General features: G+C 37.3%; 8 protein-coding genes. 3 read left to right on the top strand and 5 right to left on the bottom strand.

Features of this window, described 5'->3' with window-relative positions:
* Window positions 1-35: 35 nt before the first annotated feature.
* On the bottom strand, window positions 36-1,523 hold the full coding sequence (locus WAX74_RS14355; protein WP_336498349.1) for a peptide MFS transporter: 1,488 nt from the start codon (window positions 1,521-1,523) through the stop codon (window positions 36-38).
* A gap of 204 nt (window positions 1,524-1,727) precedes the next feature.
* On the opposite strand from WAX74_RS14355, the gene WAX74_RS14360 reads away from it, so the two are divergent.
* Entirely contained in the window at window positions 1,728-3,446 is a 1,719-nt protein-coding gene (locus WAX74_RS14360) for an ABC transporter ATP-binding protein (protein ID WP_336498350.1), read from the top strand.
* Window positions 3,447-4,268: 822 nt separating this feature from the next.
* On the opposite strand, the gene hflX is transcribed toward WAX74_RS14360, so the two are convergent.
* The 4 genes from hflX to WAX74_RS14380 form a co-directional block, all read right to left on the bottom strand.
* Complete coding sequence (gene hflX / locus WAX74_RS14365; RefSeq protein WP_336498351.1) at window positions 4,269-5,540, bottom strand: GTPase HflX; 1,272 nt, start codon at window positions 5,538-5,540, stop codon at window positions 4,269-4,271.
* 14 nt (window positions 5,541-5,554) lie between these two features.
* Complete coding sequence (locus WAX74_RS14370) at window positions 5,555-6,298, bottom strand: VOC family protein (RefSeq protein WP_336498352.1); 744 nt, start codon at window positions 6,296-6,298, stop codon at window positions 5,555-5,557.
* 259 nt (window positions 6,299-6,557) lie between these two features.
* Entirely contained in the window at window positions 6,558-6,932 is a 375-nt protein-coding gene (locus tag WAX74_RS14375; protein WP_336498353.1) for a hotdog family protein, read from the bottom strand.
* A gap of 72 nt (window positions 6,933-7,004) precedes the next feature.
* The gene (locus WAX74_RS14380; RefSeq protein ID WP_336498354.1) at window positions 7,005-8,636 is read right to left on the bottom strand and encodes an AMP-binding protein; all 1,632 of its coding nucleotides are present in this window, start codon (window positions 8,634-8,636) and stop codon (window positions 7,005-7,007) included.
* 405 nt (window positions 8,637-9,041) lie between these two features.
* On the opposite strand from WAX74_RS14380, the gene nhaC reads away from it, so the two are divergent.
* Both nhaC and WAX74_RS21040 read left to right on the top strand, forming a co-directional pair.
* The gene (gene nhaC / locus WAX74_RS14385) at window positions 9,042-10,439 is read left to right on the top strand and encodes a Na+/H+ antiporter NhaC (protein ID WP_336498355.1); all 1,398 of its coding nucleotides are present in this window, start codon (window positions 9,042-9,044) and stop codon (window positions 10,437-10,439) included.
* Window positions 10,440-10,585: 146 nt separating this feature from the next.
* On the top strand, window positions 10,586-10,730 hold a 145-nt coding region (locus WAX74_RS21040), incomplete at its 3' end, for a transposase (RefSeq protein ID WP_413788975.1).

The following is a 10,730-nucleotide window of genomic DNA, read 5'->3' on the forward strand; positions in this document are numbered from 1 at the left end:
GAGGAAAGTTAAGGAAAGGTTTCATTTATTTTCTACTAGTTGACTCCACGCATATATCTCTGGATTAGTGGTGTAAGGAAGAACAGTACAAATCCTATTCCAAGCGCTACGGCACCGATTACTCCAAAGTAAAGAATTTCGTTATCCGGTGAATAAAATTTAACGACTTGTGCATTGATTGCTTGTGCAGAAGCACTTGTCATGAACCATAAACTCATCGTTTGTGCAGCAAAAGCAGTAGGTGCAAGTTTTGTAGTTGTAGACAGACCAACTGGTGATAATAATAATTCACCCAGAACAACTAATAAGAAACTCAATACAAGCCACCATGGACTAACAAGTGACTCTGTCCCATTAACATACGCAGGGATAATCATCACGATAAACGACAACCCACCAAATAAAAGGCCGTATGCGAATTTTTTCGGTGTAGACGGTTGTCGATCCCCTAGTTTTATCCAGAACCAAGCAAACACAGGCGCAAGTGCAATGATAAATAATGGATTCAATGATTGGAACCAAGCAGGAGAAATCTCAAATGAACCAATAGTTAAATCAACACGTTCGTCGGCATATTGTGCTAAAATACTTGATCCTTGTTCCTGTATCGCCCAAAACATCATCGCAGAGACAAATAACGGAATATATGCAAGTAATCTAGATTTTTCATCTGCAGTTGTTTTTCCACTTCTATACATAACGATGAAGTAAAGAGTTGGTATAACTATCCCTAAAACGGAAACAGTCATGGTAAATACATCGAATGTCATAATACCTTGTTGTATTAGAATATATCCAACGATTAACACTACTAATACTGCTATCCCAATTCGAGTTAATACTTTTACACGTTCATCTCTTCCCATTGGGTTTGGAGCATAGGAACCTGCTAGGCCTAAATACTTTTTCTTCGTAATTAAGAATACAATTAACCCAATTGCCATACCTATAGCTGCAATTCCAAATCCTAAGTGGAAATTATACTCTAGTCCAATTGTTCCGACAATTAAAGGTGCAATAAATGCTCCCATGTTAATACCCATATAGAAAATACTAAAGCCTGAGTCACGACGAGTATCAGTTTCTGAATATAAATCACCAACAATACTAGAAACATTCGGTTTTAATAAACCCGTACCAATAATGATTAAAGCCATTGAAATAAATAATGGTGTTGTACCACCAGGAAAAGAGAGTACTATATGTCCAAACATTATAAGGACTCCACCATAAAATACGGTTTTAGTAGTACCAAAAAGTCTGTCGGCAATCCAACCACCAATAATTCCTGACATATAAACTAACGAACCGTAGATAGCCATAATGGAGTTAGCCGTAGTACGATCCATCCCTAGTCCGCCTGCTGAGACTTCGTAGTACATATAATAAATTAATATTGCTCGCATTCCGTAGTAAGAAAAGCGCTCCCAAAACTCGGTAAAAAATAGAGACAATAACCCTTTTGGATGCCCAAAAAAGCCTTTCTGCGGTACGGACCGAACTATTTCTTCTTTTGTTGCCATGATTAATACCTCTCTTCCAATTTAGAAAACTCAAAGTGATTACTATAACGTTAAAAGTCGTACAGATGTCCGACCTTGTAATGTTGCTTATAAGAAACTTATTATAAACTTCCCTATTTTCATTGTCAAAAACATTTACTCATTTTGAATTCTGAAATTAATCTATATAATAGTCGTTATGACATAGGGGAGGAGTAGATTTCCGTGCTAAAAAAGTTTTTTGCCTTTTACAAACCACATAAACGATTATTCGTGATCGACTTTAGCAGTGCAGTGTTAGTAGCAATTTTAGAACTAGCATTTCCGGTGGCAGTTCAATGGTTTATCGATGACCTTTTACCGGGTGGAGATTGGAATATGATTGTACGAGTGAGTATTTTACTATTTTTCGTATATATAATAAGTACATTTCTTCATTTTATCGTAAGTTATTTAGGTCATAAACTCGGTATAAATATTGAAACGGATATGAGACAGAAATTATTTAACCATGTACAACGACAATCATTCCGTTTCTTTGATAATACAAAAACTGGGCATATTATGAGTCGCATTACAAATGACTTATTTGATATTGGAGAACTTGCCCATCATGGTCCCGAAGATTTATTTATCGCAATTATGACGTTGATCGGTGCTTTTGCAATTATGTTCAACATTAACCCAGAGCTCGCAGTTATTGCGATAGTTATGGTACCGTTTTTGTCTATTGTTGCTACATACGGAAATATTATGATGAATAAAGCATGGAAGAACATGTATGGCAAAATTGCAGACGTTAACGCTCGAGTTGAAGATAGTGTATCTGGTGTACGAGTAGTACAGTCGTTTACAAATGAAAACTTTGAAATTGCTCGCTTTAAAAAAGATAATGGGCAATTCCGAATAGCAAAACTCATTGCTTATAAGGTGATGGCTGGAACACATTCAAGCATCTATATGATGACCCGTCTTGTTACATTGGTCGTCTTAGTAGTAGGGGCATGGTTCACCTACAAGGGGATACTTTCTACCGGTGAACTCGTTAGTTTTGTTCTTTATGTTAATGTACTAATTAAACCAGTAGATAAAATTACCGCACTTTTGGAGCTATATCCAAAAGGAATGGCCGGATTTAAACGCTTTTTAGATCTTGTAGAGCAAGATCCTGAAGTTCAAGACCGACCGAATGCATTAAATGTATCTCATTTAAATGGGAACATTGAGTTTGAAAATGTTAGCTTTCAATATGATGAACATAAATCTGTGCTTGAGAATATTGATTTATCGGTAAAAGCAGGAGAAACCGTTGCGTTCGTTGGACCCTCTGGAGCAGGTAAAACTACTATTTGCTCGCTGATTCCTCGTTTTTACGATGTGAGTGAAGGTGCGATCTCCATTGATGGATTAAATATTAAAGATGTCACGATGCAATCTTTACGTTCCCAAATTGGTATCGTACAACAAGATGTATTCCTATTTACCGGTACGATTCGAGAGAATATTGCGTACGGCAAAAAAATTGCTGCGGAAGAAGAAATTCAGGATGCAGCGAGAAAAGCACATTTAGAAGACTTTATCAGCTCTCTTCCAGAAGGATATGATACACAAATCGGTGAGCGAGGGCTAAAACTATCAGGTGGACAAAAACAACGCCTAGCAATAGCTCGCATGTTCCTGAAAAACCCTCCAATCTTAATATTGGACGAGGCAACTTCTGCTCTTGATACGGAGACAGAAAAAATCATCCAAAAATCTTTAATGGAGCTCGCAGAAAATCGTACTACTCTTATTATTGCCCATCGACTTGCAACCATTCGTGATGCAGATCGCGTGATTGTAGTTACCGAAGACGGAATCGCAGAAGATGGTTCATACAGTGAATTAGTTGCACAAAATGGCATTTTTGCAAGATTGCATAATATACAGTTTCAGGAAGTTTAAAAGAGTTAAAAATAAAATACGACACGGATGTTCGCTTGCCGCTCGCTACGCATGAGCCTCCGCAGGTTGTGGGAGCTCATGCGTAGCTCGCACAGTCGCGAGGCGTATGACGTGGAGGGCAGTGAAAAATTATATAGAATTTGACTTTACTAAATCATGTCGTCCGATAAATAATAAAATCGTTGAAACGGCTCCCTTTCCGCGGGCGTTGCCTTAACCTCCTAGGCCAACACGATGTTGGTCATGCAATCGTTGCCGCAGGATGCGGCGAACTTAGATTGCCTTCCCCTCAACTGCGGGGTCTTCGGCTAACGCTATTCCCGCAGGAGTGTCGCCTTTTTCAACGATTTTCTATAAATTCTAATTGAAAAAATTTAAGTAATAAAAACTTGCTCTAATAATGTATGATGGTTTTCTAATTGAAAAGCAGAAAATAGTTAATTGAAGTGGAAGGCGGCGACTCCAGCCGGAATAGCATGCGCTGAAGACCCTGGACTGAGCGTAGCGAGAGAAGCGGCTGAAGCCATGCCGGTGGAACGCGTCCGCCTGGAAAGGAAATTAACGGGTCCAAAATAAAAATCGAGTATTTGAACAACTTGTTGTTCACAATCTCCTATGAAATCTCATAGAGGACTTTTTTAGTGCCCTAATGACATGGAGTAAGAGACAGCTAGATGGTCTAGAGCATACACCGGCTCATACGGGTGTGCTGCCAGCACGAATGCGCTTGCCGCACGCTACGCATCTTCATTGTTCAAATTAATAGTAAAAGGTTGCCCCATTAGTAGAAAAAAACTACTTAGGAGCAACCTTTTTTATTTATCACTGTTTATATTCAAACTCTTGAAATCTGTTATAGTCGGATTGCTTTAATTCAACTTTGATAAGCGTACCCTCTTCCTCATAAGAAGTAGACATAACAGAGGAATTTTCATTTAAATACGACACGATATCTCCTCGGTCAAATGGTACAAGTAGAGAGCATTGTACATAATTAGAAAAAATATGTTTTTTAATCAATTCAAGCAGCTCATCTAGACCCGTTCCATCTTTTGCAGAGATCCAAATATTATTGCCTGAAACATGTGGATATTTTAATTCTGCCAAGTCTGACTTATTGTATACATAAATAGTTGGCACGTCCTCTACCCCGACTGCTAGTAAAGTTTCATTTGTGACGTCCATCATATACCGATGTTCTTCATTAGAAACATCCACCACATGGAGAAGTAAATTTGAATTTCGCGCTTCTTCTAACGTTGAGCGGAAAGCTTTGACAAGATGATGAGGAAGCTTACTAACAAATCCTACAGTGTCTGTTAATAAAAACTCTTTTTGATCCTGCAATTTTATTTGCCGCACAGAAGTTTCTAATGTAGCAAAAAGCATATCCTTCTCAAATACTTGCTTTGATTCTTCTTGTCCAATTTTATGAAGGAGTTGATTCATAATAGTGGATTTACCAGCATTCGTATATCCAACTAGTGACACAACTGGAATGGCATTTTTCTTCCGTTGCTTTCTTTGCGTTTCTCTTTGGTCTTTTACTTGCTCTAATTCACGTTTTAGCTTTGCGATTTGATCCTCAATTTTACGTCTATCTAGCTCTAGTTTCGTTTCCCCAGCACCACGGTTTTTGAATCCACCGCCAGTACCTCCACCTTGTCTTCCTAATGATGCACGAAGCCCAACTAATCGTGGAAGCATATATTGGAGTTGGGCAAGCTCTACTTGCATTTGCGCCTCATTTGATTTAGCTCGACGTGCGAAAATATCCAATATGAGCATTGTACGGTCGATCACTTTACAGTCCAAATCTCTTTCTAAATTTCGAATTTGGGAAGGTGACAGCTCATCATTAAAAATTACGAGATTTGCTCCTGCTTCTTCATAGAAGTTTTTAATCTCTTCCACTTTTCCTGTACCGACATAATGAGATGATGTAACTCTATCCAAGTTTTGGGTTACTTCACCTACAACTTCCACATTTAATGCTTTAGCTAAGTTGTGTAATTCCTCTAACTCATATTCAAAATGCTCGTCATTTTGCAATTTAACTGCAACGACAATCGCTTTTTCTATTAATTCTTCCATACTAATTCCCCTTTTTAACAGAAACAATACTTCGCTTGCTCATAATAAATAGTCTTTTCCTCTCCAAGCCCATTTAAATAAACACAAGAAAGTCTTTCCTGTTCTTCTGCTTCCAACTTTTTAAAAACTAATTTTGTATTAGCTAGTAGTAATGTTTGTTCATCCTGTTCATTCATATCAAAGTATTTTTTCCATTTATCCATTACTTCCCTAGGATTACGTACATAAAACTCGCAAGTTGAAATAGTTAAATCTAAGTTACTATCCTCGACTGTTCCATCCTCTTTTAGTGAATGATATCGCTCTTCATCACTTTCCTCCCATTCAATGAAAAATGGAGTCGGTAAATCCTTACTTATTTCTTCCTTTATAAATAGCATTTTCCACTTACGAACCTTCCCACTTGTTGTTTTTCTTTCAGCTTGTAAAACTCCGGATGTTTCTATACCTTTCCGATCTAGTTGGTTACATAATTCGTCAATTTTATTAGTTCGAATACAAACTGTTCCAAAACCTGGCCGCACATTCAAATCATGGAGAAGTAGATTAATTAAAGGATGATTTGCGTTTACTGCAATTTCTTCATGTTCAAGTGCAAGCCATTCTATATAACTATTTTTTGTGTAAAGGAGCGCATTATACGTTCCCCAGTGAGTGTGTTGGCCTCCAACTACAGCGTGAAGTCCTTTTCCCTTCCAATCATCTGCTACCTCTGTTGGTTTTTTTGTTACAAAATGAACAATATGATCTAAATACATGATTGCACCTCAAATTCTATAAATTACCTTTGTAATAGTATACAACAAATAAAAAATGCATCGCTTATAAAAACGATGCTCAGATTGAAGACAAACTTGAATTTATTTTTATATAGGATAGATTAAGTTTTCCGAAGCTTTCCGCGGGCAGTCCGTGAGCCCACTCAACCCAATACGATGTTGGTCACGAAAGCCTTACCACAAGAAGTGGTGTTCATAGCATCCGCTTCCTTCCGCTGAATGATTCTTTTAATAATTACTATAATATAACTCCTGCAAAGTTTCCTCTCAATACTTCCTTTTCATTTTGGTTTTTGCATAAAAAAGAAGCAGCAATACCCGTTCTATTATCCTGCTTTTCGAATTGATCAATTATTACTTCACAAATTATTGTATCACCAGTAAATACTGGTCTAAAAAATTCAAAATTCATAGTACGTGCCAGTACGTTATTATCTCCACCCACTTTTGTTGGTAGAGTTGCAGTAAGTAATCCTTGAACGACAAGTCTCCCCTGTTCATCCGTGGTCAGGTGATGAATCCCTTCATCGCCTGAAACCTTAGTAAACAATTCAACATCCTCTACTGTGAAAGTCCGTTCAAATGTAATTATTTCTCCTACTTTCAATGACAATTTTATTCCTCCCTTTAAATTAGAACACAATCTTTTCATGTCTATTTCCCAGGAAATATGTCATTAATTGTGTTAAGCTTCAATCTTCTCTTTCGACATTTCTCTTAGTAGGAACTTTTGAATCTTACCAGAAGCTGTCATTGGGTATGCATCGATAAATTCCACGTACTTAGGTATTTTATGAAATGATATTTTACCTTTGCAGTACTCTTTTAATTCCTCAGAGGTTAGGCTCTCGCCAACCTTCAAAATTACCCAAGCCATTAGCTCTTCTCCGTATTTGGCATCAGGAACTCCTACTACTTGCACATCTTGAATAGCTGGATGCTGATATAAAAATTCTTCTACTTCTTTCGGATAAATATTTTCTCCGCCACGAATGACCATGTCTTTAATGCGGCCTGTAATATCGATGTAACCATCTTCATCCATTACTGCAATATCTCCTGTATGTAGCCAGCCATTCGAATCAATTGCAGATTTTGTCGCTTCTTCATTTTTATAATAGCCTTTCATAACGAGATAACCTCTAGTACACAGTTCCCCTGGTACTCCTGCAGGTGTATCTTCTCCAGTGACAGGGTCGATAATTTTAACCTCTACTCCAGGGTGGGCTTTCCCAACAGAGGATACCCGTTTTTCAATCGCATCATCTGTCTTCGTTTGTGTAATAACCGGGGAGGATTCTGTTTGTCCATAAGCAATCGTAATTTCGGAAGCACCCATATCTTCCATTACTTTTTTCATTACTTCGATTGGACATATTGAACCTGCCATGATACCCGTTCGTAATGTCGATAAATCAAAATGAGCAAAGTCAGGATGATTCAACTCTGCGATAAACATCGTTGGCACACCGTGCAAAGCTGTACACTTTTCATCCTGTACAAGTTGCAATACTTTTCCCGCCTCAAACTGTTCAACAATGACCATAGTTGTACCGTGTGTAACCGATGCAATTGTCCCCATTACACAGCCGAAGCAATGAAAGAATGGCACTGGTATACATAGACGGTCAGTCTCTGAAAGATGAATATAATCTCCAACAAGTTGACCATTGTTTACAACATTCTTATGAGAAAGCATAACTCCTTTAGGGAAGCCAGTTGTTCCAGATGTGTATTGAATATTGATTACATCTTCATTATGAGTTGCTTTCAATGCTTGCTCTAAAATTTCATCCGAAACACCTTCTGCATGAGCCAGTAACTCTGACCACGTATAGATTCCTGGATACTCATTCTCACTCATCACAATAATACGTTTAAAATGAGGCAACTTCGCTGATTGAATATTACCTTTTTCTGCGTTGTTTATTTCCGGACAAACTGTTCGCACAATATCTAAATAGGAAGTACCTTTAAAAGACTCACATAAAATTAGAGTAGTAGAATCTGATTGTTGTAGTAAATACTCTAGTTCTTTTTCTTGATAGTTCGTATTAACTGTAACAAGTACTGCTCCCATCTTACCTGTAGCAAACTGACTTAATAGCCACTCTCTTTTGTTGTCAGACCAGATTGCGACATTTTCCCCTTTTTGAATACCCATGCCAATAAACGCCTTCGCCAACTCGTCCGTTTCTTCATCGAATTCCTTATATGTTTTTCGAATACCATGCTCTGGATATACATATGCTTCTGTTTCAGGAAACTTTCTCGCTGCTTCTTTTACGATTTCCCCTACCGTTTTTTCATTTAACAAACAAATCTCCCCTTTGATTGTTTATATGTAATATCATTTTATCATAAAATTCTGACGAAATAGTAGTCTTAACAATTTTACAAGTTTACTTGACAGAACGCTGAAAAATGGTAAAATCCTTAATGACTTTAGTGGTTGAAAGCGTTGAATCACGAAAGTGAAATATATAAGAGTAATTGTCTTAGTAGTTTGCATGTATACAGAAAATAGAGACTGAACGGTTGGTGAAAGTTCAGGTAGGATGACAGATGAATTACAGCAATATTTAAAGCTCTTTACAAATGAAGTGGTTGAGCATTTATGGTCAACAAATAGGGTGGTACCGCGGATATTCCTTCGTCCCTAACAAATTGGGATTAGAAGGTTTTTTAATTCCTTATTATTACTCACCTAGGAGGATTTACAATGTTTCGTATTCAATCGAAGATTACTCCATCATTTTTGGAGTCAGTACTTCTTACTTTATCAATTATCTCTATAATGGGAGTTTTCATTATAAAATTTGATGCTGTTCCACATATGCCTGTTTTACTTGCTATTCTTTTACTTATTACATACGGACTCTTTAAAAAAGTACCTTACAAACAATTAGAAGATGGACTTGTGGAAGGTTCAAAGGCGGGACTGGGAGCAATTTTTATCTTTTTCTTTATTGGAATATTAATTAGTAGCTGGATGATAGGCGGAACCATCCCAACACTTATCTACCTTGGTTTTCAGTTCATTTCACCTCATTTTTTCTATGCCATCGTATTTATCATTACATGTATAATCGGTTTGTCTATCGGAAGCTCCCTAACTACAGTTGCAACGGTTGGAGTTGCCTTTATTGGTATGGCGGGTGCGATGGATATTTCTTTAGCTATTACAGCTGGCGCAATTGTCTCGGGTGCATTTTTTGGAGATAAAATGTCTCCGTTATCAGATACTACAAATCTAGCGTCTGCAATTGTTCATGTCGATTTATTCGAGCATATAAAGAATATGGGATGGACAACAATTCCAGCATTTTTTATTTCGCTCGTAGTGTACTGTATTTTATCACCTAGCAAAGATCTTCAAAATTTAGAGGAGATATCAGTCTTTCAAGAAGGTCTCCTTCAAACTGGTATGATTCATTGGTACACATTATTACCACTTGTTTTACTAATTGTACTTTCCATAAAGAAGGTTCCAGCTGTATTATCTCTTGCCCTAACTTCTATTACAGCGATTATTGTTTCTTACTTTCATTTACACCTTACCGTGGGAGAAATATTAAACATATTATTTAGTGGCTATACTTCTCAAACAGGTATCGAAGTAATAGATTCCCTTCTTTCAAGAGGAGGTATGAATAGCATGATGTTCACTATAGGGCTTGTCTTACTTGCCTTAAGTATGGGTGGACTTCTATTTACTCTAGGTATCGTTCAAAGTTTATTAATGAAAGTAGAGAGTTTATTAAAAAGTGTAGGATCTGTCATATCTGCTGCTGCTTTTACCGCAATCGGAGTAAACACTTTAATCGGAGAACAGTACTTATCAATTTTATTGACTGGAGATGCATTCCAAGCTCAATTTCAAAAGGTCGGTTTAGCAAATAAAAACTTGGCGAGAGTAATGGAAGATGCAGGTACCGTCGTTAATCCTCTTGTTCCATGGAGTGTGTGCGGTATATTTATCACAAATGTGTTAGCAGTCTCCACTATCGACTATTTGCCATTCGCATTTTTCTGCTTACTTTGCCCGATATTAACTATAATATTTGGACTTACAGGTAAAACACTTACTTATATAAAAGAAAATTCCCTTCAGGACTGAAGGGAATTTCTTTTATATTCCAACTAGCATTGCCAATATTCCAACTAAACTAGAGTTAGCATAAAAAGTGGACATGTTAAAACACGACCCTCATACTAAAAGTAAATTAAGGGAGCGTGTGTAGGATGGCTGTATTATCAAGAGAAATGCGAGAATATCTAGTGAAATTAGTTGTAGAAGACGGAAGAAAAGCTTCCGAATTGGCATATGAGTATGGAGTAAAACCAGAAAGAATACGTGATTGGGTTAGAGTTTACAAACAGAAACAAGCCCTATTGAGTGACGGTGAGC

The organism is Psychrobacillus mangrovi (assembly GCF_037104765.1).
Classification (GTDB): Bacteria; Bacillota; Bacilli; order Bacillales_A; family Planococcaceae; genus Psychrobacillus; species Psychrobacillus mangrovi.

Coding starts and splice junctions, on each gene's coding strand:
- WAX74_RS14355 (WP_336498349.1), bottom strand. CDS start 1,523: ATGGCAACAAAAGAAGAAATAGTTCGGTCCGTACCGCAGAAAGGCTTT.
- WAX74_RS14370 (WP_336498352.1), bottom strand. CDS start 6,298: ATGTATTTAGATCATATTGTTCATTTTGTAACAAAAAAACCAACAGAG.
- hflX (WP_336498351.1), bottom strand. CDS start 5,540: ATGGAAGAATTAATAGAAAAAGCGATTGTCGTTGCAGTTAAATTGCAA.
- nhaC (WP_336498355.1), top strand. CDS start 9,042: ATGTTTCGTATTCAATCGAAGATTACTCCATCATTTTTGGAGTCAGTA.